We start from the raw sequence: 25,703 nt of genomic DNA, 5'->3' as shown, positions 1-25,703 counted from the left end.
ATATATCAAATTTTAGTATAGATAATTATTTATTGTCCTCTCAAAAATAAAGCATCCAAATCCTGTAAGCGAAGTTTTACCCATGTAGGGCGACCATGATTACACTGATTAGCACGTTCTGTATTTTCCATATCGCGCAGTAATGCATTCATCTCCGGTAAAGTTAATTTACGTCCTGCACGTACTGAACCATGACAGGCTAAAGTGGAAAGAATGCGGTTTTCCCGTTCCCTGATGACTTCGCTGCTGCCAATTTTCATTAAATCATCCAAAACTTCCTGTACCAGCAGCTTAATATCGCTTTTTACCAGCATAGCCGGTACGGTATGCACCACCAATTGCTGATGATTTTCAACCGAAATATCCAGACCATAATCTTGTAAAGTAGCAGCATATTCATTTGCCAGGGCAATTTCTTCATGGCTGGCATTAAAGCGGATTGGAATCAGCAATGTCTGACTACTTACTTTACCCGTTACATCACGCTGTTGCTTCATTTTTTCATAATTTACTCGTTCGGCACTAGCATGCATATCGACCAGAATAAGTGCGTCTTCTGCTTGTGCCAGAATATATATATCAAGTAGCTGGGCAATAGCATATCCCAGTGGGGGAACTATCGTTTCATTCGCCTGTACTGATTGATAAGTAGAATTTATACCGCGGACTTGCTCCAGGTTGGCCAGTTCATTATCAACTTCTGCTGATTGTTGGATACTGATTGTATTGTTTTCAAGTACTGGTTCTGATTTATATAATTCAGCATAAGTATTCAGAGCACTCTGTGATTCTTTTAAACTCAGATTGCGCTGAACCGGTGTATGGCTTCGCTGATATGGTGCCGGAGACTGTATTGCAGTATTGATTTTATTAGAACCAAATACTTGTTGAACTTCAGCCGGCTGTTTTTGCATAATATCTTTGAGTGCTGTTTCCGGCTGGGATACAGAGGTGGTATGGCTGGCATTCGTAGAAGCCAGACATTTATTCAAAGTATGAAATACAAGCTGATGTACAGCCTGACCCTGGCGGAAACGCACTTCAGTTTTGGTTGGATGGACATTTGCATCAACTTCGGTAGGCGGCAAGGTAAGAAACAGGATAAATGCAGGTGTTAAAGCCTGATGTAAAACATCGTTATATGCCTGTTTAACTGCATGCAGAATAATTTTATCCCGTACAAATCGCTGATTGACAAAAATATATTGCTGGCTGGTTTTGCCATGTGTAAAAGTGGGTTTACCAATGAGTCCGTGTAAACGCATTTCATTGAGTTTTTCGTCAACACTCAGGCTGGCAGCGGTAAAATCTGTTCCCATAATGGCTGAGCAGCGCTCTTGCAGGGATTGCGCAGGCAATGAAAGTATATTTTTATTATTATGCTGTAAACTGAATGCTACTTCAGGATGAGCCAGTGCCAGACGTTCTACCATGGTACGACAATGTGCAAACTCAGTTGCAGGTGATTTAAGAAACTGACGCCTTGCCGGTGTGTTGAAAAAAAGTTCAACTACATCAACAGTTGTTCCAGTGGAATGTGCAGCTGGTTTAACATCACTGAGTTTGCCGTCTTCTGCATAAATTTGAGTTGCGTGATTATCCATATCTGTACGGCTGGTTAGAGTCAGGCGGCTGACTGAGGCAATACTGGCCAGACCTTCACCACGAAAACCCATGCTTACTACTTTTTCCAGATCTTCCAGAGAACTGATTTTACTTGTTGCATGGCGATGTAAAGCTAGCGGAATATCTGTCTTATCTATGCCCTGGCCATCATCAGTAACCGACAAACGTTTGATACCACCGGCTTCCAGCTGAATATCAATATGGCTGGCTCCCGCATCCAGACTGTTTTCAATTATTTCTTTCAGTGCATTGGCCGGACGTTCAATCACTTCTCCGGCAGCTATCTGGTTAATTAAATGATCGGGTAATACATGTATCTGACTCATAACATGCCTGTAATATCGTTATTAACAGCAGAAAAGAATATTTAATTTTGCTTTGAAGCTGCAAATCTGTGGCGCAGTATTTCTATAACAGCCGGCAATAGAGAAACAGCAATGATAATAATCAGTGCCAGAGAAAGATTCTGTTTAATGAATGGCAGATTACCAAAAAAATACCCGGCATAAGAAAACAGCACAACCCAGAGGATAGCACCAATACAGTTATAGCGTATAAAATGACCATAATGCATATGTCCCATTCCGGCTACAAACGGTGCGAATGTACGCACTATTGGGACAAAACGGGCAATGATAATCGTCTTGCCGCCATGCTTTGCATAAAATTCCTGTGTTTTGTGTAAATAAATTTGTTTGAATATTTTCGAATGCGGATTTGCAAACAGATGGGCACCAAATTTTTTTCCGATTGAAAAATTTACAGCATCACCGATGATAGCGGCAGCCAATAACAACACAACCATAAAATGCACATTCATCTCGCCTATAGCAGCGATTCCACCGGCTGCAAACAACAAGGAATCCCCAGGCAGAAACGGAGTAACTACCAATCCGGTTTCACAAAAAATCAAAGCAAACAGAATTACATAAATCCATATTCCATATTGAGTCACAATAAATTGCAGGTGCTGATCAATATGTAAAATGAAATCTATCAGAGTTGAGATTATATTCATGAAGGATAGCAAAGAAATAAATGGTGGTATTTTAACGCAAAGCATTCGGAAACAGCAGGTATATGCATGCTAAAATTAAAATCATAATCATCAGCTCTTCCTTTCAGGCTGATTCTGACTAATTTACACTGATGAATACACTATGAGCCAATATGTATACTCAATGCTGCGCGTAAGTAAAACCGTGCCGCCTCAAAAACAGATTATCAAGGATATTTCTTTATCTTTCTTTCCCGGTGCCAAAATTGGTTTGTTGGGACTTAATGGTGCTGGGAAATCCACTGTGTTAAAAATTATGGCCGGAGTGGATACCGAATTTGAAGGTGAAGCCATTCCAATGAGTGGTATCAAAATCGGCTATTTACCACAGGAGCCCCAGCTTGATGCTGATAAAACAGTAAGAGAAGAAGTGGAATCCGGTTTGGGGGATGTAGCCGGTGCACAGAAAAAACTGGAAGAAGTCTATGCTGCTTATGCAGAACCGGATGCTGATTTTGATGCGCTGGCCGAAGAGCAGGCACGGCTGGAAGCTATTATCGCGGCAGGGGCCGGAGATAATTTAGAACATCAGCTGGAAATTGCTGCTGATGCACTGCGGTTACCAGAATGGAATGCACGGATTGGTAATTTGTCCGGTGGGGAAAAACGCAGGGTTGCATTATGTAAATTACTATTAAGTAAGCCGGATATGCTGTTACTGGATGAACCGACTAATCACCTTGATGCAGAATCAGTAGAATGGCTGGAACAGTTTCTGGTTCGTTTTCCAGGTACAGTAGTAGCTGTTACGCATGACCGCTATTTTCTGGATAATGCTGCAGAGTGGATTCTGGAATTAGACCGGGGGCATGGTATTCCATGGAAAGGTAACTATAGTTCATGGCTGGAACAAAAAGAAGCCCGACTGGAGAACGAAGCTAAGACCGAGGCCGCAAGAATTAAAGCTATGAAGCAAGAGCTTGAGTGGGTAAGACAGAGTGCACGCGGTCGTCAGGCTAAATCTAAAGCGCGTCTGGCGCGTTTTGAAGAAATGAGTAATTACGAATATCAGAAACGTAATGAAACTCAGGAAATATTTATTCCTGTAGCTGAGCGTCTGGGTAATGAGGTGATTGAGTTTGAGCATGTCAGCAAAAGTTTTGGTGACAAATTACTCATTGATGATTTAAGTTTTAAAATTCCGCCTGGTGCCATTGTCGGAATTATCGGACCAAACGGAGCCGGTAAATCTACATTATTTAAACTGATTACCGGACAGGAACAGCCGGATACGGGTGAGGTAAAGATTGGTCAGACAGTAAAATTATCAATTGTTGATCAGAGCCGTCACGGTCTGCATGATGATAAAAACGTATTTGATGAAATAGCAGAAGGGCGTGATATTTTACAGGTAGGACAATTTGAAATTCCTGCCCGAGCCTATCTTGGCAGATTCAACTTTAAAGGCAGTGACCAGAGTAAAATTGTAGGAAAACTATCCGGAGGTGAGCGCGGACGTCTGCATCTGGCCAAAACTTTAATTTCCGGTGGTAATGTATTGCTGCTGGATGAACCATCAAATGATCTGGATGTGGAAACTCTGCGTGCACTTGAAGAGGCCTTACTGGAATTTGCCGGCAGCGTACTCGTCGTTTCACATGATCGCTGGTTTCTTGACCGGATTGCCACACATATTCTGGCTGCTGAAGGTGAATCAAAATGGGTATTTTTTGATGGCAATTATCAGGAGTATGAAGCTGATAAAAAACGTCGTCTGGGAGAAGAAGGTGCAAAACCCAAACGCATTCGCTATAAACCGGTAATTCGCTAGTTTGTCTGGCCGGACATATTAAATTCAGATGCCGTATATTTGTCCGGCCAATATTTCACTTTTTAAAATAAATCTTCTTGATACAGAATTTTTCAATAATTATTCAATATTTGAAATACTTGAAAAAAACTGGTTTAGCACCATTTTAACATCCAATTTAATTGCATATTTCCAGGAAAGATTGAGGCATTACATGGCTGAAATTTATGATTCTGCTCCGTTACAGCCAACCACGATGGCAATGTTGCCTTTGCGTGATGTTGTCGTTTACCCGCATATGGTATTGCCCCTTTTTGTAGGACGTGAAAAATCCATAGCGGCTCTGGATGCTGCCATGGAGCATGATGAACCGGTATTTTTGCTGGCACAGAAAAACGCAGATACTGATGAGCCACATGCTGAAGACATGTATGACATGGGCACAGTAGCCAGTATTCTGCAAGTGCTTAAATTACCTGATGGTACGGTTAAAGTACTTGTGGAAGGTCTGTACCGGGCTAAGGTACAGTATATTGATGAAAGCGGGCCGTATGTTGAGGCTCATATAGAAAAATGTACGGATGCCATTGAAGAGGATAAACACGATGATGAGGCATTACGTCGTACCTTATTATCCCAGTTTGAACAGCTGGCGAAATTGAATAAAAAAATTCCGGCAGAAGTCATTACTACAATTAACGGTATCGATACTCTTAGCCGTCTGGCTGATACTATTGCAGCTCACTTGCAACTGAAACTTGACCAGCGTCAGCAAATCCTTGCTATGACCAATGTGACTGCCCGTCTGGAACATTTACTTCATTTGCTTGAGTCTGAGCTGGATATCCTTCAGGTAGAAAAACGTATTCGCGGGCGAGTAAAGCGGCAAATGGAAAAGTCGCAGCGCGAATATTATCTGAATGAGCAGGTAAAAGCGATTCAGAAAGAGTTGGGTGAAGAAGATGATGATCTGACTAATCTTGAAACGCAAATTCGCCAGGCAGGTATGAGCAAAGAGGCAGAAGAAAAATGTCTGTCTGAATTCAAAAAATTGCGCATGATGCCTCCGATGTCAGCTGAATCAACAGTTGTTCGTAATTATATAGATACGCTGCTTGAATTACCGTGGAAAAAGAAATCTAAGGTAAGCAAAGATATTGTCAAAGCCGATATGGTTCTGAATGCCGACCACTACGGTCTCGAAAAAGTTAAAGAACGCATTCTTGAATATCTTGCAGTACAAAAACGCATGAATCAGCTTAAGGGTCCTATTTTATGTCTGGTCGGCCCTCCAGGTGTAGGTAAAACATCACTGGGAGAATCCATTGCTAAAGCGACCGGACGAAAATATGTTCGTATGGCGTTAGGTGGTGTGCATGATGAGAGTGAAATCCGCGGCCACCGGCGAACCTATATCGGCTCAATGCCCGGTAAAATTCTGCAAAACATGGCCAAGGTTGGTGTTAAAAACCCACTATTTTTACTCGATGAAATTGATAAATTAGGTAATGATTTCAGAGGTGATCCTGCTAGTGCTTTACTTGAAGTGCTTGATCCTGAACAAAACCATTCTTTTTCTGACCATTATGCAGAGGTTGAATTTGATTTATCAGATGTAATGTTTATTGCTACTTCTAATAGTATGAGCATTCCGTCTCCGCTACTTGACCGTATGGAAATTATTCGTCTTTCCGGTTATACCGAAGACGAAAAAATCAATATTGCCATGAAATATCTGGTAGCTAAACAGATCAAGCAAAATGGTGTACGCGACGGTGAAATCTGCATTGAGGAATCAGCTGTACGCGATATTATCCGTTATTACACACGTGAAGCAGGTGTGCGTTCACTTGATCGTGAAATAGCCAAAATTTGCCGTAAAGTAGTAATGAAGCAAGCGGTTGCAGCAGAAAATACCAGTAAAGGTAAAAAAGCTAAAGCAGAACCAGAAACAATTGTAATTAATGCAGATAATTTACATGACTATCTTGGTGTCCGCCGCTTTGATTATGGAGTAGCGGAAAATGAAAACCGTATTGGTCAGGTAACAGGACTAGCCTGGACAGAAGTGGGTGGTGAGCTTTTAACTATTGAAGCCAGCAAATTTCGTGGTAAAGGCAATATTCTGCGTACCGGTAAGCTGGGTGATGTGATGCAGGAATCTGTCAGCGCTGCGTGGAGTGTTGTTCGTTCACGGGCTGAAAGTCTGGGAATCGAGCCTGATTTTTATGAAAAAAATGATATTCACGTACATGTTCCTGAAGGTGCTACGCCGAAAGATGGTCCAAGTGCTGGTAGTGCCATAACTCTAGCTTTGGTTTCTGCTTTCACCGGTATCCCGGCACGTGCGGATGTAGCCATGACTGGTGAAATTACTCTGCGAGGAGAAATTCTGCCAATTGGCGGGCTGAAAGAAAAGCTGCTGGCTGCTTTACGCGGCGGAATAAAGCATGTGCTGATTCCGAAAGACAATGTTAAAGATCTGGAAGAAATTCCGGCTAACATCTGTGAACAGCTGACTATTCATCCGGTACAGTGGATAGATGAAGTACTTGATCTTGGACTGGCTTATCCACCCAGCCCATGGCAAAGTGCACCGGAAGAAAATGTAATAGCTAATTCAGCGCCTAAGTCAACAACAAAAACCGTAAAACACTGAGTATGCAGCCATTCACCAACACTAATGGTGAATGGCATTGTTTTTGGCATGATTTAACTCAATGTAGATGTGTCGGCGCTTGACATAAAGAATTTGGGCTTGTTATAAAGTAATCGTAATGTATTGTTCAGTTTTTGCCATAAAGGAAATGGTCGGAAACTGAAAATCATATGAACATAACAACAGAAAGGGACTTTATTGTGAATAAGTCTGAATTGATTGAAGCTATTGCTCAGGAAGCCGATTTACCTAAAGCTTCTGCAGCAAAGGCTCTGGACGGTATGATTAGCTCTGTTACTAAAGCACTGAAAAGTGGTGATACTGTAACTTTAGTGGGTTTCGGTACATTTTATGTTGGTGAACGTGCTGCACGTGCCGGACGTAACCCGAAAACTGGCGAGCCATTGCAAATCAAAGCAGCCAAAACTCCTAAGTTCCGTGCAGGTAAAGCACTGAAAGATGCTCTTTGATTTGAATTTTGTAATCAAGCTGGGCGGGATATTTTCCCGCCTTTTTTATTGTTTGTCGCTTTTGTGCATTAATTCTTTAATCAACATGGTTTAGCTTAATAAAAAAAGTTACAATATCGTTCTGTCTGTTTTAAATAAAGTTAACTGAATCTCATGTTTCACATTGTAGAAAAATATAAAACCCCGGCTCAGATTATTCTAGGCGCGATTTGTCTAAGTTTTGTATTTGCAGGCGGCTATTCACTGGCTGTTCCCGGTTCTGATTATGTCAGCAAAGTAGGCGACATAAAAATTAAAATAAACGATGTCAATGATTTTCAGCGGCGTTTACAGAACGCATCTGGTAATTCGGTAAGTAAACAGCTTGCTTATGAAACACTGCGTGATCAGGCTTATATTCAGCAGGCTGCTAATGATATGAATATTAATGTTTCTATCAGCCAGATAAAACAGGTGATTGCATCTGACCCGAGTTTTCAGGAAAACGGAAAATTTGTAGAAGCCAAATATCGCGCATTTTTACAACAGTCAGGAATGACAGAAGAAGCTCTGATAAACGGTATGCGTAAACAGTACGCTATGCAGACTATGCTGAATCTTATGAAAGCCGGTAATCTGGTAAGTGACGTACAGGCCAGACAAATGATTAATCTGTTGCAATCTGCACGTCAGGTACAAACAATTACCTTTCCTGCAACTAATTTTGTCAGTCAGGTAGCTGTTGATGACAGCAAGCTAAAAGCTTATTACGAAGCGAATAAAAAACGTTATTATCTTCCGCAGGCTGTTAAATATGAATTTGTACAATTGTCTGCTGCAGAGCTGGGCGCTAAGGAAACAGTCAGTGAAGCTGAGCTGCAGGAAGCATATAATCAGATTCCGACTTCCGCATCAGCTCCGAAACCTTCTTTGGAAAGTGTAAAAGCACGATTAACTCAAGAGATTCAGATTCGTAAGGGTGCGGCTGTTGTTGCGAAAATGAAAGAAACTGTCAGTGATCTGGCATTTAATAACCCAAAAACATTACAGCCGATTAATGATAAGCTTGGTTTACAAATTCACAAGGTAGATCAGGGCTGGGTAACACGCGATATGGCCAATGCCAGTGGAATGCCAAAAGCGCTACAAGATGTTTTATTTGGAAATGATGTACTGATAAAACGATATAATTCTGAACCAGTTGATTTGGGTAACGGAACATATTGGGTGGTACGTGCACTGGATGTACGTAAAGAACATCAGGCATCTTTTGCAGAGATTAAACCTCAGATACAACAGGACTACATTGCCGAGGAAGCCAAAAAGCTGGCGACAGCATCAGCTAAGCAGGCTCTTGAAACTTTAAATAAAGGTGATGTTTCCAGTCTGCCATGGTCACCAAGTACAGATCTTACGCCACAACAAGCTGTAGCGATGATGTCTAAGGGTGATTTCCAGCTTTGGATTAAAGCCAAACCTGCAAACAATAAACCGGCATATATTTTACTTACTGATCAGCAAAATCCAGTATTGATTAAAATTAATGCAATTAAACCACCTCAGGATATGGGTAATGTTTTGCCACAGGCTAAGCAAATTATCAGCGAAAATCTGGCACAGAACCTTGCTGTTGCTAATCTGCAATGGTTAAAAAATCGCTATAAAGTGAAGCAGGGTGTACAAAAGCTGGATACGGCTGACGAATAATAAAATTATTATTGACCTTATAAGTTTTATAAGGTCAATATTTTTTGCAGACATATATTGTCTTGTATTCAATACGTATGGATTTACCGTTTGCAGTTGAAGGATTTTTGAGTTGTATACCAGTTATCATGCCATTACAGGTGAAGTTCTATTTACCCGTGAAAATCTGACCAGAGCTGAATTCGATTTACAGTATCAGCAGCTATCCAGTAAACAACGTAATTTTGCCTGTGAAAATGTGCAAACACGCACTCATTATCTTTTAGAGTTTGCTCAGCGACTGGAACAAGCACAAGCCGAACTGGCCTATCAGATTTGTATTGAAGTAGGGCGCTGTTTGCGTGAATGTGAAGCAGAAATCAGTAAATCTATTGCTCTGATTCGTTATTATGCACATTTAGCGCCCGAGCTGCTTGCTCATAAAACTATTGCCACGCAGGCAAGCCTGAGTCAGGTACGTTTTGAGCCTCTAGGAACAGTATTGGCAGTAATGCCATGGAATTATCCGGTATGGCAGATTTTGCGCTTTGCTATTCCCGCTTTATGTGCCGGAAATGCCTGTCTGGTAAAACCGGCACCTTCTGTAGGCAAAATCAGCCAGATGCTGTTTGAATTGATAGGGGATGATTTACCTTTACAACTTGTCTGGCTCAGTAATGATGATATTGAATATGCTATCGCTCAAACGCAGGCACTGGCTTTTACCGGTTCAACCCAAACCGGGCGATATCTGGCAGCACTGGCCGGCCGCCATTTACGCAAATGTGTTATGGAGCTGGGCGGAAGCAATGCGTTCATTGTATTAAATGATGCGGATATTGAGCAGGCTGCTGCAGATGCTTGTTATTCACGCTTTCGCGATGCAGGTCAGTCATGTAATGCAGCCAAACGTCTGATTATAAATAATGATATTGCTGATGAATTTTTGGCTGCTTTTATGCAACACTGCCGGAAACTGCAAATGGGGGAGCCATGGCTGCCGTCCACAACTTTGGCACCACTGCATCGCAATGATTTACGTACATTGGTTCATGCGCAGGTTCAGGATGCACTAACCCAGGGTGCACAATGCTTACTTGGCGGTAAAATCCCGAAAAATGTACAAGGCTGGTTTTATCCGGCTACTATTCTGGATAAAGTCAATCCGGATTGTCGTGTATATCATGAAGAAGTATTCGGACCAGTAGCGATTATTCTGCGAGCCAATGATAATCATCATGCATTAAAGCTGGCTAATGATAATCCTTTTGGTCTGGGAGCCAGTATTTATACGCAGAATACTTCACAGGCATGGAAATTCGCAGAACATTTAAATGTGGGTAGTGTATTTATTAACCGACATACCAGTAGTGATTTACGCCTGCCTTTTGGTGGAGTAAAAGATTCCGGATTCGGACGCGAATTGTCAGAATTTGGAATTTATGAGTTTGTTAATGTAAAAACCTACTGGCAAAAATAATTGATACATTCATATAATCAATCATTTATTTGAAAAAGAATGTAATATCTATAGATATAATTTTTATTGCATAAAATAATGAATCTACTTAGTAAAAAGGGACAGAAACTATGTATGTAGCCAGACGCTTTTACTGGTTCGTACTCGCCATAATACTTTTTTTGATTGTAATAACAGTTGTATGGCAGATAAAGTCCCAAGCGCATAAAACTGTCAATACAGATATAAACCAGCATGTTGTGAATAAGCAGCCAAAGGTTCAATATCATCAGAATTCTCACCAATCAAAAAACGATGAGGTTAATGAACAGATTCTTTCCGAACCTGAAAAAAACAAATATGCTGCTGAATATGCTTTGCCCATAGATCAGTTACAACAGTTAATTCCGGCTATGAAAGAAGGCGTATTACAGCTATCGTATCCGGATGGTAAAAAGAAACTACAAGGCAACTATAAAAAAGGTAAACCAGTCGGACAATGGCATAGCTGGTATCCAAATGGCCGGCTTGCGATTGAAATTAGCTGGAAAAACGGTTTACCGAATGGCAAAACACGCAGCTGGTATGAAAATGGCCATAAACGCGGAGAAATTTATTTCGTTAACGGAAAAGCAGAAGGGCGCTGGCAGCGCTGGTACGCTAACGGGCAGATAAGACAGGACATGACTGTTCATCAAGGCGTGGTAAAAACAATGACCACGTGGGATAACAGCGGACATCTGATCTCTGATGTTGCAATTATAGATAATAAAGTTAGCGGAGTTGTTCTAACTTGGTATGATTCAGGTGCCAAAAAAAGTGAATCTGTATTTGAAAAGAACGAACTAGTACGTAAAACCGAATGGGATGAAGACGGACTAATTGTTGACCTTGATGATAATTAATAATATATATTATTTAAAATAAATATTTTTATGTGATGCACAGCGTGGGTTAAAAGAAGCCTGACAAAACGGACACTGATATTGCTGATACTGTTTATAGGTTAAGAGGGTTTTGCAATTTCCACACATAACCGGTTGGCTATTTTCAGTTGTCATGGCTACAAATGTATGATCACACATCAAATCATGGCATTTAAAGCAGGCATAGTATTGTTTACACTGGGCACATTGAAGAGCAGCGATATCATTTTCATTATGATAGTGTACACAGCGACCGCAAGAATCGGTTTGAATTCCTAAAATCATTGTTTTCAACTTTTCAGATAATATTTATTATAGCTGAACATAAATGTTTTTAAAGATAACTGTCTTTATATATCGAATGGATTATGAATTTTATTTTATAAAAAAACCGAATCCCGTTTCAGGATTCGGTTTTGTGAATACATAATATGAAGAGTTACATACGTTCAATTAGAGCTTTACCGAAATCTGAGCAGGAGACTTCTTTTGCACCTTCCATCATACGGGCAAAATCATAGGTGACAATTTTGTCGGCAATGGCTTTTTCAATTGAGGTAATAACCAAATCTGCTGCTTCTTTCCAGCCTAAATGACGTAACATCATTTCGGCAGACAGAATGATAGATCCCGGATTAACTTTATCCTGACCGGCATATTTAGGTGCAGTACCATGTGTTGCTTCAAATACGGCATATTCATCAGAGATATTGGCTCCCGGGGCAATACCGATACCACCAACCTGAGCAGCCAGAGCATCTGAAATGTAGTCACCATTCAGATTAAGTGTCGTAATCACATCATATTCAGCCGGACGCAGCAAAATCTGCTGCAGGAATGCATCAGCAATACAATCTTTAATGACGATATTTTTACCGGTTTTCGGATTTTTAAATTCGCACCATGGTCCATCACCAATCAAGGTTGCGCCAAATTCATTTTTAGCTACTTCATAAGACCAGTCACGGAATCCGCCTTCGGTGAATTTCATGATGTTACCTTTATGAACAATGGTAACACTGTCTCGGTCATTATCAATAGCATAACGTATAGCTGCGCGGGTCAGACGTTGTGAACCCTCTTTAGAAACAGGTTTGATACCAATGCTGGATGTTTCAGGGAAGCGGATTTTGGTAACACCCATTTCACCTTGCAGGAAATTGATAATTTTTTTAGCATCTGCTGTTTCTGCAAACCATTCAATACCTGCGTAAATATCTTCAGTGTTCTCACGGAAAATAACCATGTTAACTTTACTAGGATCTTTAAGCGGAGAAGGTACGCCTTTGAAATACTGTACAGGACGTACACACTGATATAAATCCAGTTGCTGACGAATGGCAACATTCAGTGAGCGAATACCGCCGCCTACCGGTGTAGTCATCGGTCCTTTAATTGCTACTTTATATTCTTTAATGGCTTCCAGTGTTTCTTCCGGTAACCATACATTTTCACCATAAACCTTAGTGGCTTTTTCACCGGCATAAACTTCCATCCAGACAATTTTTCTGGAACCGTTATAGGCTTTCGCTACTGCTGCATCAATAACGTCTTTCATCACTGGCGTAATATCAACACCAATACCATCCCCTTCAATAAAAGGAATGATTGGATCATTCGGAATAGCTTGGCCAGAAATGATTTTATGACCTTCTGTCGGCACTTTAATGTGACTCATGGTAACTCCTGTGATGTTACTTTTTCTGATAAAGGGCTACTTACTCCCGCTTGCAGCCTGACAGCCTCATTATCCTTTATTTTGTTAACTTAAGCCAGAAAAATGTAGTGCGATGTAGTCGGAAATTGTTTTAGGGAGGTATCATCAGAATGCATTTTCAGAAGTCCATAAATCAGGCTGATATTCATGCTGATAGAAATGGCTGATACCCAGACCAATCAGACGGAATTGTTCGCCATTGTCCGGTAACCGCTTGAGTAAATCCTGCCCGGCAGCAATCAAAGCTGCAGCATCAGGTAAAGGAGAAGAGTAAGTTTGAGAACGTGTATGAATCTGAAAATCAGCAGTTTTTAATTTTAAAGTTACACAATTTCCCTGCAACTGTTTCTGCTGCATCGTTTCTACCAATGTCTGTGCCAGGTCAGGCAGATGGCGGGCGATTTTAATCAGATTTTCATTTTCGATAAGTGTAATTTCCGTAGATATCTGCTGGCGGTTACGTTCAGGAGTAACTTCGCGGTCATCACGCCCCTGAGCTAGATCAAACAGCCGGTATCCCCAGCGCCCAAAATGATGCACTAAAACAGATAAGCTTACCTGACTTAAATCTCCGACTGTTTTCCAGCCTAAGGCATGCATTTTCTGTTCTGTTACTTTACCGACTCCGGGAATTTTACCTAATGGTAATTTCTGCAAAAAATTCATTACTTGCGAAGGGGCAATAACAAACTGACCGTTTGGCTTGCGCCAGTCAGAAGCAATTTTAGCCAGAAATTTGTTAGGAGCAATACCGGCGGAGGCAGTCAAACCGGTTTCTGACAGAATTGATGCGCGTATTTCACTGGCAATATCCCGGGCATAAGGCAGTTTACCCTGATAATTAGTGACATCGAGATAAGCCTCATCCAAAGATAAGGGTTCAATTTGATGTGTATAGCGGCTAAAGATACTGTGAATATGCTGGGATACTGCACGGTATTTATTGAAATCCGGAGTAATATAAATTGCCTGAGGGCATAATCGCTTAGCTGTAGATACAGCCATAGCAGAATGTAATCCATATTTGCGAGCCGCATACGAGGCGGCACAAATTACTGATCTTGGTCCATCCCATGCAACCACAACAGGTTTGCTTTTAAGTTCGGGACAATCGCGCAACTCTACTGACGCATAAAAAGCGTCCATATCAATATGAATGATTTTCCGATCCGACATGTTTATACTTTATTTATTAAATATGTAGGATCAGACACCAGTAATATAAAAAATAATACTGATGTCCAGACTAATAATGACGAATTAATGCAGGCTATAACCGTTAAGATACTTAATACGTTCATTAGTCATTAGTGTATCACATTCCAGCCGTATTAGTTCCGCCTGAGCGGGCGAGCCAGCTTTAGCCGCTTTTGCCTGACACTGACTGGTTTTCTGGGCTATCCATTTCTGTTCTTCCTGCTGCAAGGTATTACGAACAGTATCGTTCAGATTATGCCATTTCGCATTAATAACACTATTGGCATTGCGGTTATTATCCCGTGCCTGCTGCAACTGATCAGCAGTTATATCATTTTGGATAACATGATTGTTATCAGCCTGATTATTACTCTCTGTTGCTAAAGAATGGCCGTTAAGAATATCACTAGCCTTTTGAGCTTCCGGGCTGAGGCGATCTAATGGTAAAACCTGGGCATTGGGATTAGTGATCAGCTTGATAGCATCTGCACGATTGTACATATGTCCGGCAATCATGACTGTATCCTTGATACCATAGGGTAATAGTGCATTACCTAAAACAGTACTTAAGGTTTGAATACCAGTCTGATCAAATTTGCTGGCAGAATTGGTTACAGATGCCGCATTAGCATTTGTTCTGTCTGAAACAGGTGCATATTGGATAGGTTTAGAAAAAACATTATCATGCAGAGTAACTTCATTACCTTGCAACTGCTGATTCAGATGGGCAATAAAATCGGTTTTACCAAATAACAACGGAGCATTTGTCTGAATTTGCTGCCAAATATTAGTGGGAACGGTAATTTTTAGCTCACTGCTGCAAACAGGATTACCATTATTGTCTTTATCCAGCTTGCCATCAGATACGGCTACAGATAATTCATGGCTGGCATTGATTACTTTATCTGCATCTACAAACTGACGGCTGTCATTTTGAGCGAACTGATGAACATTATTATTGATACCTGTCTGTAGGGTTTGCTGAATCTGACTGCGAAGCTGCTCACTATTGCAGCTTAGCTTTGCTTTAGATGCTTCTGAATCATCCCTTGAACAGGCTGCCAGAGAAATAATACCGATGATGCTGTATACAAGTATGCTTCTTTTCATGATTGTTTCCTATATTGATAATGGATAAAAGACAACTTGATTACAAATAATGCATCTTTATTATGCTGCGTATGTAATTATTAATCATTTGATTTTACTCAAAAATACAAAAAGCCTGAAATATCTCTCAGGCTTTGGAAACAATATTACTGATTTAACGCAAACTATCCAGTATAGAGTAAATCGGGCTTAAAATTGCTTCCCCCAAACGCAGAGAACGCTGGCCGTTCCAGCCAAAATCGTCATCCGGCCATTGATTATTGTCTTTAAATGGCATTTCAAGTGTATAAGCTAAACATTTGAAGGTTTCGCCAATGTATGCAGTAGCAATATTCAGATTGGCTTTACCCGGTTCATCTTTTTCATAACCATATTTATCCTGAAAATCCGGGCTTGCTACCAGAAAGGCCTGTTTGAACATTTCCTGTAACGAATGCAGCCTGTCATCGAAGGAAGGAATTCCTTCATTACCTGAAAGAAATACATAAGGTATAGATTCATCACCATGAATATCCAGAAATAAATCCACTCCTGTTTCATGCATTTTTTCACGTACCAGATAAACTTCCGGACTGTTTTGCATGCTGGGCTGCAACCATTCGCGATTGAGATTTGCTCCAGCAGCATTAGTACGCAGATTACCGAGTACGGATCCATCAGGGTTCATATTCGGAACAATATAAAATGTAGCCTGATCCAGCAAAGCACGTGCTGTCGGATCCTGATGATCTAATAATCTGCCTAACAGACCTTCAATAAACCATTCAGCCATCGTTTCGCCAGGATGCTGACGCGCAATCACCCAGATTTTCAAATCGCTGGCAACCTGATTGCCAATTGTCAGCAGATTAATATCACGTCCCTGAATAGTGCTGCCTAAATCTTCTATCTGGCATAAGCCGCTGCTCTGACTGTCACCTAGTAAATTCAGATGCTGTTCATATGAATAAGGTTCGAAGTAGGCATAGTAAACACTATTGGATAACGGAGTATGAGAAATAGTTAATATGTCGTTTTCGAAAGTTGTAGGAACACGAAACCAATTGATGCGATCATAAGAGCACATTGCCTGATAATCTTCCCAACCTTCCGGGTAAGCGGATTCAGTTGTATTAATGAAGTTCAGGCGAATATTCTGATAGGCAACACCCTGTACACGGAAATAAAACCATTGCCGAAATTCGGCCGCATTGTCTTTAGGTAATTTGAGCTGGATATTAGCCGGATCACTGGCATCGACAATCTCAATATTACCACCATCAAACTGTGTGCTGATTTTTAGCATACAACTACTTTCATTGAAATAAACAACTGAGTTAAAGATATTGTAGTCTTTCTGGCAGTGACTTTCTATGTTTGTCAGACAAAATTTATGGCAGGATAATATAGTATCGCTTTGCTAATAAATAATTTCTGTACCGCTTAAAATTTATTTTATGAGTTTAAAATTTAATTTGAACATTAAAATATCTGCTTAAGGTGTGAATATTTAAAAATCTGTTAATTTATTAGCACTTTGCCCGGAGTGATAAATTTAATGAAAGCTTTTAAGCTCTAATGTTTGAAAATTAAAAGCTTTTCTGAATTATTATAAATTCTTGGGCGCGCTACAGTACATTCCGCTAAAATAAGCAGTTATTTTCTGGTTTTCTGGTATTGATTTACCAGAATGTTGCTGTCTGAATTAATTTGAATTATTGGCTTACATGAACAATATACGCAATTTCTCTATTATCGCCCATATTGACCATGGGAAGTCGACATTGGCTGATCGTTTTATTCAGTATTGTGGCGGTCTTGAAAATCGGGAAATGAGTGCACAGGTACTCGATTCCATGGATATTGAAAAAGAGCGCGGTATTACAATTAAAGCTCAAACTGCAGCTTTACAGTATAAAGCTCGTGACGGGCAGGTTTATCAGCTTAATCTGATTGACACCCCGGGGCATGTGGACTTTTCCTATGAGGTATCCCGTTCTCTTTCTGCCTGTGAAGGTGCATTACTGGTGGTAGATGCATCACAGGGGGTAGAAGCTCAGACCGTAGCCAATTGCTATACAGCTATTGACCTGGGGGTAGAGGTTTTACCCGTTCTAAATAAGATTGATTTACCTTCAGCAGAGCCTGAGCGGGTTATAGAAGAAATAGAAGATATTATCGGAATTGAGGCCATTGATGCTGTACGCTGTTCTGCTAAAAGCGGCATCGGTATTGAGGATGTACTGGAAGAGATTGTAAAAAAAGTACCGGCACCTACTGGTAAAAATGATGCGCCTTTAAAAGCGTTAATCATTGATTCATGGTTCGATAATTACGTTGGCGTAGTAATGCTGATACGCATGGTCGATGGAACGGTACGTCTGAAAGATAAAGTTCGTTTCATGGCCACAGGAGCCGAAACACAGGTAGAACAATTGGGTATATTTACACCTAAATCTGTGCAGAAGCAGGAATTAAAAGCCGGTGATGTAGGCTTTTTAATTACCGGTGTCAAAGAGCTTGGTTCGGCTAAAGTAGGTGATACGATTACCCTGGCGCGGGAGCCGGCCAGCGAACCTTTACCCGGTTTTAAAGAAGTGCAGCCGCAGGTGTTTGCCGGTTTATATCCTGTTGAGAGTCACGATTACGATGCATTACGTGAAGCTCTGGAAAAATTACAGCTTAATGATGCTGCACTGAAATTTGAACCGGAAGTTTCACAGGCACTGGGATTTGGTTTTCGCTGTGGTTTTCTTGGTCTGCTGCATCTGGAAATTGTCCAGGAAAGGCTTGAACGAGAATTTAATATGGATCTGATTACCACTGCACCAACAGTGGTATATGAAATATTAATGAAAAGCGGTGAACGCTTAGAGATTGAGAACCCGTCTAAATTACCTGATATCGGTACACTTGAAGCAATTTATGAGCCTATTATCACAGCAACTATATTATTGCCTCAGGAATATGTCGGTGCGGTAATGACATTGTGTAATCAGAAGCGCGGTGTTCAGAGAAATATGCAATACATGGGCCGGCAGGTAATGCTGACTTATGAAATGCCAATGAATGAAGTCGTGATGGATTTCTTTGATAAGCTGAAATCAACTTCACGCGGCTATGCTTCGCTTGATTATGAGTTTCTCGAATTCAGGGCTGCAGATCTGGTTAAACTGGATATTCTGGTTAATAGTGAAAAAGTTGATGCGCTTAGTCTGATTGTTCATCGCAGTAATTCAGTTCATCGCGGCAGAGAGCTGGTAGCTAAAATGCGTGAGCTGATTCCGAGACAAATGTTTGATATTGCTGTTCAGGCGGCAATCGGCGGTAAAATTATTGCGCGTGAAAACGTAAAAGCTCTGCGCAAAAATGTGCTGGCCAAATGTTATGGCGGCGATATTACCCGTAAGAAAAAATTATTGGAAAAACAAAAAGCCGGTAAAAAACGTATGAAACAGGTAGGTAATGTAGAAATTCCACAATCTGCCTTTCTGGCGATTTTACAGGTTGGAGATTAATAAATGTCAAACACGATGATTATAGGCGCAGCAATCCTTCTGGTGCTGGGGATAGTTCTATTTTTGAAAAGCTCGAAAAAGCGTGAAGAAAACGGGGAATGGAGCGGAGCATTACAATGGGGGTATTTGCTGATTCTGGTTGGTGCGTTTGGTGTATTGTCGTACAAAATGAGTTTTACCGCAGTTCTGCTGATTTTTGTATTGTTAACAGGAATAGCCTGGATTATCCATCGTAGTCTGAAGAAAAAAAATCCGGGGCATGTAGATAACAATCATTTTACTGATTACATGAGTGGTTTTTTTCCGATTATTCTGGTGGTATTTATTCTGCGCACTTTTTTAGCTGAGCCTTTTCAGATTCCATCCAGCTCTATGCGTCCAGGTCTGATTACCGGTGATTTTATTCTGGTGAATAAATTTACTTACGGTATCCGTTTGCCAATTCTGAATAATGTACTTATTCCGGTAAACAAAGTAGAGCGTGGTGATGTAATTGTATTCAATTACCCCCGAGATACACGTATAAATTATATTAAACGGGTAATCGGTCTGCCGGGTGATGTTATTACATACAAGGATAAAATCCTGTCAATTAACGGTAAAGTAATCACTGATACTGATGAGCAGAAAATTTATAATTATTCCGAACAGGTTCCTCAGTTTGGAAATATCAATATGCAGGCTCAGCAGGTAACTGAGCAGCTTGGTAATAAATCGATTCAGATACTGAAAATGCCTCAGCAACCCCCAGTTATTCTGCAAGCAGTACATACTGATTTTCCAGATCGGGAATTGTGTAACTATGAGACTGATGGCAGTGGGTTTAGTTGTACCGTTCCTGCAGGAAAATACTTCATGATGGGTGACAATCGCGACAATAGTGAAGATAGCCGTTACTGGGGATTTGTAGATGATAAGCTTGTTGTAGGTAAAGCTTTTCTGGTATGGCTGAATATGGGTGATATGAAACGAATCGGTACGAAGATTCAGTAATATCTGATACCGGGCGCAAGATTTTTCTTGCGCTTTGTTTATTTAATTATGGTTATTCATTATCAAAGACGGTTAAATGAGAAAAACTGATGTACGCCATGAAAATGCTTTGAAATATGTACAACAAAAGCTTGGCTATCAATTTAAGCAGTCTGATTTATTGCTGCAGGCTTTAACTCACCGCAGTTACAGTGCGTTACACAATGAACGTTTTGAATTTGTTGGTGATTCGATTTTAAATTATTCTGTAGCTAAAATGCTGTTTAATGCATTTCCGCGCCTGACAGAGGGTGAACTTTCACGAATGCGGGCGAATCTGGTTAATCAGGAAACACTGGCTCAGATTGCAACTGAACTAAAAATCGGAGATGCTTTATTACTGGGTACTGGTGAGTTAAAAAGCGGTGGCTTCCGGCGGCCATCTATATTGGCCGATGCTATGGAAGCATTATTTGCCGCAGTGAGCTTTGATGCAGATTTTAATACAGCTGAGACTGTCGTAAGACATTTATACGCAGACCGCATCCGTAATATTAATCCTCAGAATAGTGGAAAAGATGCAAAAACACGTCTGCAGGAAGCTTTGCAGGCACGACATATGCCATTGCCAAAATATCGGATTGTAGATCAGATTGGTGATGTTCATGATTTACAATTTGTAGTGCAATGTGATTTAGGAGAAATCGGCTTTCAGACTGAAGCAGCCGGACACAGCCGGCGTGAAGCAGAACAACAAACCGCACAAACAGCTCTTGTTTGGTTAGAAAAGCAGTTTCCGGCAGCTAAACCTAGAAAAAATAAATAAGTTACAATATATTGAAGGTGGCATATTGTTATTAGTTATTGTCTTACAATAAAGGGGAAATAATGGGAAAAACAAAGTCAATTTCTGAAATACTGAATGAATTACCCGAGTGTGTTAGCCTGATTGCGGATAAACCAGACTATCTTGATTGCCAGAAAAAAGAAATCGGTAAAAATATTACAGCTTTTGAAGCATATAAAATGATGACTTCACGTCAGCCTGAATGGCTAAGGATATTATTTAAAATCAGAGATAATATAGTTAGACCTGCAGGCATACGTACTATAGAGGGATTTACTTATCTGGATGAGGAGAGGATTCAATCCGGTGAAACAAATTCAGCACATTTCTTTACTATTACTGAAAATACTGCAGATAAACTTACTTTAGAGATTAAAGATTCTCATTTAGATGTTTGTCTTTGCCTGCGTATTACTGATAATACCCAGCAGCCGGATAAAAAAATGCTTTATCTGATCGCTTCAGTAAAAAATCATAATTTCTGGGGACGGTTATATATGATGCCAGTTAGTAAACTTCATCCGTTTATTGTAAATAAACTTTTTGAAAATATTGTTTAATCACTCTGAGGTCTTTCGTTACTTAGTATTCATAAAGTATTTGTTCAGTAAGAATGACTCCATTTCTCTAAAATCGTTCGAATAAAACTGTATATATTCAGGTAATTTAGTAGTTTATAATTGGTATTTGCAATGTGTTATTTAGCTGAATTCATTTTACTTGTTTTGAAATAATTCAGCTTATTATCAACCATTTTATGGTTATTTGTATCATTTAAGAAAGAATGTATGTCTGAAGTATCCAGTTACAATTATCCACCTCAGTCAGAAAATTTTCGCTGCGGGTTTGTTGCAATTGTTGGCCGGCCTAATGTGGGAAAATCCACATTAATGAACCACCTTATTGGTCAGAAAATCAGTATCACCAGTAAAAAAGCTCAGACTACTCGTCATAAAGTTAATGGTATTTATACCGATAATGAAGCACAGCTGATATTTGTAGATACCCCTGGTTTTCAGACTTATCATCGCAATGCACTTAATGACCGTCTCAATCAGAATGTTACTGAGGCAGTTGCCGGTGTGGATGTTATTGTATTTGTGATTGAAGCATTGCGCTTTTCGGATGCAGACAGAGAAGTACTGCAACAATTACCTGCACATATTCCGGTAGTGCTGGTAATTAATAAGGTCGATAAGGCTAAGGCAAAAGACCAAAGTGTACTGCAGAACTTTATTGATGAAGTACAGCAGGCATATAAATTCACTCAGGTTGCTCTGGTGAGTGCAAAGCACGGACTGGGCGTGGCTCAGCTTGTGCATGTTCTCAAGCCCATGCTGCCAATAGGTATTCCGCTCTATCCTGAAGATATGGTGACAGACAAATCGGCAAGATTTCTTGCTATGGAAATTGTGCGGGAGAAACTGTTTCGTTATCTTGGTGAAGAATTACCATACGCTATGAATGTCGAAGTAGAACAGTTTACCGAGGAAGACGGACTTTACCGGATTTATATTGCAGTTCTGGTAGATAAGGAAAGCCAAAAGGGCATTTTAATTGGTAAAGGCGGGGAAAAACTGAAAAAGATATCTACTGAAGCCAGACTGGATATGGAAAAATTGTTTGAAACAAAAGTTTTTTTAAAGGTTTGGGTAAAAGTAAAATCCGGCTGGGCTGATGATATTCGCTTTTTGCGTGAATTAGGAATGTGAGGTAAGAGTCTGGCACTCTTAGACTTAATATGTATTAATTTTTATTCTGGTATCAGCATTACAGATATCTAAAATTATTATTTTTAGAAACAAGCTCTGACTAATTATGATTTTGTACAGGGTAAGTGAACCAAATATTGATGGGTTTAATTTAGATAGAAAATATCTATTAATTTTTCCAATAATGATTTAAAAAAATTAGAAAGTATTGCGGTGCTGAGAAGTAGCTGAGCGATTAACCGAAGATGAATACATGTTTAAAAAATTAGTGTTTTTTAAAAATAAAATATATTGTTTTATTTCGTTTCAAGGTAAATATGAACAATACGGACCACAGCATAAATGTAGTAAATAGAATTCTATCAGCATAAAAATCAAAAATTGTTAATATTTTATAAGAAGGGGGAACCGCAGAATTCGGAAAAAATCGTACGCTAAGCTAACGGTGTTCTCGTGACAGCTCTTTGACTAGGCTTTCTAAGGCCATTCTGATAGCCCTGACTTCCTGAAAAGCCATGGCTAAAATTTGTGCGGCTAAAAGGGATAACCGATGGTAAAGTAAGTTATCCCTGTCGAGATACTGAAAAGCGTTATCCTCGTTTTTCCCAAAACTGTTTTGCCAGTTCGCTCAGAGCGCTAGTTAACTGAGCGACAGATTTCGCACTTTGCAAATTATTCTGCCCGGTCTGTACATTGGTATCAGCAGCATCGCGTATATTGATAATACTGCGGTTTATGTCTTCACTTACTGCTCCCTGCTGCTCGACCGCAGTCGCTATTTGCGCGTTCATGTCGGTAATTTCGTTAACGCGTTGGCCAATTCCATCAAGAGCTGTAGCTGCTTCCTCTGCGTGAGCTACACTCGTGTGCGCTTGCCGACTACTTTGCTCCATGACTGTAACAGCGGATTGCGCTCGCTCTTGTAGAGCGCTGATCATGCTTTGAATATCCGTTGTCGATTGCTGTGTGCGAGCAGCAAGACTGCGAACCTCATCGGCGACAACAGCAAAACCACGCCCCTGCTCACCAGCACGCGCGGCCTCAATTGCTGCGTTGAGTGCCAACAAATTCGTTTGCTCGGCGATCCCTCGTATAACGTCAAGAACTTTTGATATCTCGTTACTTTGACCTTCAAGCTCATGAATAACCTGAGTGGCTTGCCTAATTTCACCTTCAAGGGCAGTGATTGACTGGCTTGTGTGGGCTACCAGACGCTGGCCAGATGCCGTCTCAGTGTCTGCTCTTCCGGCCGCATCTGCAGCATGCTGTGCATTGCTCGCAACCTCTTGAATGCTTGCCACCATTTGGTTTACTGCCGTTGCTATTTGATCTGTCTCTGCCTGCTGCTCAACTGTAAGTACATTGCTTGACTCAATATCCTTTAGTAGGCCTCGGGTGTGTTCGCTAAGCCGATTTGATGCATCACCTATGCGACCTACTATGGCGCCTGTTTCAGCTTGCATCATTCGTAAAGCAAACTCTATTTGGCCAAACTCATCGGTGCGCCCAGTGTAGAGGGATTGACTTAATGGGTTATTGGAAATATTCCTGGCTCTTTCAACCAGTCTTCCAAGAGGAGAGAGAATAGCCAAAACACTAACAGAGCTTAAGCTTCCTGACATTAAAGTGGCTAACAATAAGCTGCTTATTGATGTATCAGTAAGCATGCCGGCAGCCATTGCGCTTGATATAATACTACCCCATATGAGCAAGAGTATTTTCACGGAAAAGCTAGCAGCCAATTTCGGCCTCGCGGCCTTCCCGCTTCTCAATTGAGCATATAATTTTTCCGCAGCCAAAACCTGCTCAGGTTCAGGCTTGGTCCTTACAGACTGGTATTCAACAATCGAACCATTCTTAGCTATTGGCGTTACATAAGCACTTACCCAATAGTGGTCGCCATTTTTACAGCGATTTTTTACTAGCCCCATCCATGAGCGGCCAGATTTTAATGTACTCCACATATGCTCAAATGCAGCAGGCGGCATATCTGGGTGTCTTACGATGTTGTGAGGCTGGCCTAATAGTTCTTCCTCAGTGAAACCACTGATTTTAATGAAGTCAGGATTAACGTACGTGATATGGCTTTGAGGGGAGGTAGTCGAAAGAATATTGGCATCTTTTGGGAGTTCTAAGTTTCGACCCGTCACTGGTAAATTCTGGCGCATAAGAACCTCAAGGGTTGGCTGTTTTATTTTATTGTTTTCGGCATTAAGCCCAATTTCTTGAGCGTTACGATAAAGCTAGCATGGAAACGATAGGTGCAAGCAAGTTAAGGGTTGCATCGCGCATGTCAATCTAGGCTATACCCTAACTTGATGTCAGGCAGGGCCGCGCCGCTTCGTCAGAATAGAGTCTGCTTTCCCATTTTTTGACACATGCCCGCGAAGGTTATAGATTTCAGCCTGACAGAAATGGGCTTTGAGGCACAACGGAACAGAAAGTGCACTTAAGCCGCCTTCAACCAAGGAGACATCGTGCAGGGGCACCGCATCGGCTACGTCCGGGTCAGCAGCTTTGACCAGAACCCGGAACGCCAGCTGGAACAAACCCAGGTGAGCAAGGTGTTCACCGACAAGGCATCGGGCAAGGACACCCAGCGCCCCCAGCTCGAAGCGCTGCTGAGCTTCGTCCGCGAAGGCGATACAGTGGTGGTGCACAGCATGGATCGGCTGGCCCGCAACCTCGATGACCTGCGTCGCTTGGTACAGAAGCTGACTCAGCGCGGCGTGCGCATCGAGTTCCTGAAGGAGGGCCTGGTGTTCACTGGCGAGGACTCGCCGATGGCCAACCTGATGCTGTCGGTGATGGGGGCCTTCGCTGAGTTCGAGCGCGCCCTGATCCGCGAGCGGCAGCGTGAGGGCATCGCCTTGGCCAAGCAGCGTGGCGCGTACCGGGGCCGCAAGAAAGCCCTGTCCGATGAGCAGGCTGCTACCCTGCGGCAGCGAGCGACGGCCGGCGAGCCCAAGGCGCAGCTTGCCCGCGAGTTCAACATCAGCCGGGAAACCCTCTACCAGTACCTCCGCACGGACGACTGAC

The 25,703-nt window shown here is 41.2% G+C and carries 20 protein-coding genes; 12 read left to right on the top strand and 8 right to left on the bottom strand.

All coding sequences use genetic code 11. The annotated features are described in order from the left end of the window. Positions 1-29: 29 nt before the first annotated feature. A complete protein-coding gene (mutL, locus tag H3V11_RS07865) occupies positions 30-1,952 on the bottom strand; it encodes a DNA mismatch repair endonuclease MutL (RefSeq protein WP_198224150.1) in 1,923 nt (640 codons plus the stop codon). Positions 1,953-1,993: 41 nt separating this feature from the next. Beyond that, entirely contained in the window at positions 1,994-2,638 is a 645-nt protein-coding gene (locus H3V11_RS07860) for a DedA family protein (RefSeq protein WP_084554406.1), read from the bottom strand. Between the two features lie 148 nt (positions 2,639-2,786). On the opposite strand from H3V11_RS07860, the gene ettA reads away from it, so the two are divergent. The 6 genes from ettA (at position 2,787) to H3V11_RS07830 (ending at position 11,591) form a co-directional block, all read left to right on the top strand. Then, entirely contained in the window at positions 2,787-4,454 is a 1,668-nt protein-coding gene (gene ettA / locus H3V11_RS07855; protein ID WP_198224148.1) for an energy-dependent translational throttle protein EttA, read from the top strand. Positions 4,455-4,647: 193 nt separating this feature from the next. Further along, positions 4,648-7,092 carry an endopeptidase La gene (gene lon, locus H3V11_RS07850; protein WP_370570175.1) on the top strand — a complete coding sequence of 815 codons (2,445 nt, stop codon included), beginning with the start codon at positions 4,648-4,650 and terminating at the stop codon, positions 7,090-7,092. 200 nt (positions 7,093-7,292) lie between these two features. Continuing rightward, positions 7,293-7,562: an HU family DNA-binding protein gene (locus tag H3V11_RS07845; RefSeq protein ID WP_025330749.1), complete on the top strand. Its 270-nt coding sequence runs from the start codon at positions 7,293-7,295 to the stop codon at positions 7,560-7,562. Between the two features lie 153 nt (positions 7,563-7,715). Next, positions 7,716-9,248 carry a peptidylprolyl isomerase gene (locus H3V11_RS07840; RefSeq protein WP_198224146.1) on the top strand — a complete coding sequence of 511 codons (1,533 nt, stop codon included), beginning with the start codon at positions 7,716-7,718 and terminating at the stop codon, positions 9,246-9,248. 112 nt (positions 9,249-9,360) lie between these two features. Then, positions 9,361-10,707, top strand: coding sequence for an aldehyde dehydrogenase family protein (locus H3V11_RS07835; RefSeq protein ID WP_198224144.1), 1,347 nt, complete (start codon positions 9,361-9,363; stop codon positions 10,705-10,707). Between the two features lie 110 nt (positions 10,708-10,817). Then, complete coding sequence (locus tag H3V11_RS07830; RefSeq protein WP_198224142.1) at positions 10,818-11,591, top strand: toxin-antitoxin system YwqK family antitoxin; 774 nt, start codon at positions 10,818-10,820, stop codon at positions 11,589-11,591. Positions 11,592-11,600: 9 nt separating this feature from the next. Here H3V11_RS07830 and H3V11_RS07825 read toward each other — a convergent pair whose 3' ends face one another. From H3V11_RS07825 to H3V11_RS07805, 5 genes are all read right to left on the bottom strand, one after another. Next, complete coding sequence (locus tag H3V11_RS07825; RefSeq protein ID WP_078475625.1) at positions 11,601-11,897, bottom strand: CHY zinc finger protein; 297 nt, start codon at positions 11,895-11,897, stop codon at positions 11,601-11,603. A 154-nt stretch (positions 11,898-12,051) separates the two neighbouring features. Further along, complete coding sequence (icd, locus tag H3V11_RS07820; protein ID WP_084565686.1) at positions 12,052-13,290, bottom strand: NADP-dependent isocitrate dehydrogenase; 1,239 nt, start codon at positions 13,288-13,290, stop codon at positions 12,052-12,054. A gap of 144 nt (positions 13,291-13,434) precedes the next feature. Further along, the gene (dinB, locus tag H3V11_RS07815; protein WP_198224140.1) at positions 13,435-14,505 is read right to left on the bottom strand and encodes a DNA polymerase IV; all 1,071 of its coding nucleotides are present in this window, start codon (positions 14,503-14,505) and stop codon (positions 13,435-13,437) included. Positions 14,506-14,589: 84 nt separating this feature from the next. Then, positions 14,590-15,636, bottom strand: a complete 1,047-nt coding sequence (locus H3V11_RS07810; protein ID WP_198224133.1) for a lysozyme inhibitor LprI family protein — start codon at positions 15,634-15,636, stop codon at positions 14,590-14,592. 154 nt (positions 15,637-15,790) lie between these two features. Next, positions 15,791-16,921 (bottom strand): M14-type cytosolic carboxypeptidase, encoded by a 1,131-nt coding sequence (locus H3V11_RS07805; RefSeq protein ID WP_084554133.1) that lies wholly within the window; start codon positions 16,919-16,921, stop codon positions 15,791-15,793. A 421-nt stretch (positions 16,922-17,342) separates the two neighbouring features. Here H3V11_RS07805 and lepA point away from each other — a divergent pair, with 421 nt between their 5' ends. From lepA to era, 5 genes are all read left to right on the top strand, one after another. After that, positions 17,343-19,133, top strand: a complete 1,791-nt coding sequence (gene lepA, locus H3V11_RS07800) for a translation elongation factor 4 (protein WP_037394958.1) — start codon at positions 17,343-17,345, stop codon at positions 19,131-19,133. A gap of 3 nt (positions 19,134-19,136) precedes the next feature. After that, on the top strand, positions 19,137-20,126 hold the full coding sequence (gene lepB, locus H3V11_RS07795; protein WP_198224131.1) for a signal peptidase I: 990 nt from the start codon (positions 19,137-19,139) through the stop codon (positions 20,124-20,126). Between the two features lie 76 nt (positions 20,127-20,202). Further along, entirely contained in the window at positions 20,203-20,931 is a 729-nt protein-coding gene (gene rnc / locus H3V11_RS07790) for a ribonuclease III (protein ID WP_037476322.1), read from the top strand. A 62-nt stretch (positions 20,932-20,993) separates the two neighbouring features. Further along, positions 20,994-21,512, top strand: a complete 519-nt coding sequence (locus tag H3V11_RS07785; protein WP_037476324.1) for a DUF2867 domain-containing protein — start codon at positions 20,994-20,996, stop codon at positions 21,510-21,512. Positions 21,513-21,740: 228 nt separating this feature from the next. Next, on the top strand, positions 21,741-22,664 hold the full coding sequence (gene era, locus H3V11_RS07780; RefSeq protein ID WP_025330737.1) for a GTPase Era: 924 nt from the start codon (positions 21,741-21,743) through the stop codon (positions 22,662-22,664). A 590-nt stretch (positions 22,665-23,254) separates the two neighbouring features. On the opposite strand, the gene H3V11_RS07775 is transcribed toward era, so the two are convergent. After that, entirely contained in the window at positions 23,255-24,832 is a 1,578-nt protein-coding gene (locus H3V11_RS07775; protein WP_001323889.1) for a PAS domain-containing methyl-accepting chemotaxis protein, read from the bottom strand. Between the two features lie 309 nt (positions 24,833-25,141). Here H3V11_RS07775 and H3V11_RS07770 point away from each other — a divergent pair, with 309 nt between their 5' ends. Further along, a complete protein-coding gene (locus H3V11_RS07770) occupies positions 25,142-25,702 on the top strand; it encodes a recombinase family protein (RefSeq protein ID WP_001161490.1) in 561 nt (186 codons plus the stop codon). Position 25,703 lies beyond the last annotated feature (1 nt).

The organism is Snodgrassella sp. W8158 (assembly GCF_016100435.1).
Classification (GTDB): domain Bacteria; phylum Pseudomonadota; class Gammaproteobacteria; order Burkholderiales; family Neisseriaceae; genus Snodgrassella; species Snodgrassella alvi.
Note: the sequence above shows the minus strand (reverse complement) of the source record. Positions and strands in the feature narration are given on the sequence as shown.